The organism is Mesorhizobium sp. M6A.T.Cr.TU.014.01.1.1 (assembly GCF_004022765.1).
Lineage (GTDB): Bacteria > Pseudomonadota > Alphaproteobacteria > Rhizobiales > Rhizobiaceae > Mesorhizobium > Mesorhizobium mediterraneum.
This window is the reverse complement of the sequence record NZ_RZPG01000120.1, coordinates 1-423: the sequence shown is the minus strand read 5'-3', so window position 1 is coordinate 423 and position 423 is coordinate 1. Positions and strand designations below refer to the sequence as shown.

1 protein-coding gene is annotated in these 423 nt (G+C 73.0%); it reads right to left on the bottom strand.

What is annotated here, in order from left to right:
* The coding region (locus tag EN885_RS33230) for an HAD family hydrolase (RefSeq protein WP_245493200.1) at positions 1–423 on the bottom strand (423 nt) is incomplete at both ends.

The following is a 423-nucleotide window of genomic DNA, read 5'->3' as shown; positions in this document are numbered from 1 at the left end:
GTCCCAGCCCGGCTCGATGGTCCGGCGCCACGCGGCGTCCGCCGTGAAGGTCACGCCGTTGGCATCGAGGTGGTAGATCTCCGACCCCACCGAGGTGATCATCACCTGGGGTCGGGGACTCGCCTGCTGCTCCAGCACCGCCATGGCGCTGTGGAAGGACCGGCCGGTCGCGACGCCGAAGGCGAGCCCCGCCTGCCGGCTCCGCCACCGGCGGAAGATGCCGAGCGCTGCGTCGCAGCCGACCAGCGTGTTGTCGATATCGCAGACGAGGAGTTGCCGGGGTGCCGGAGCCGGCGGCTCCGGAGTCAGCAGCGCACGCAGCAGCACGTGGTAGCGGGCGGCGTGCCGGTCCCAATCGTAGGCAGCCGCCGCCCGGGCGCCGCCGGCCACGCAGCGGGCGTAGAGAGCCGGATCGCCCAGGAT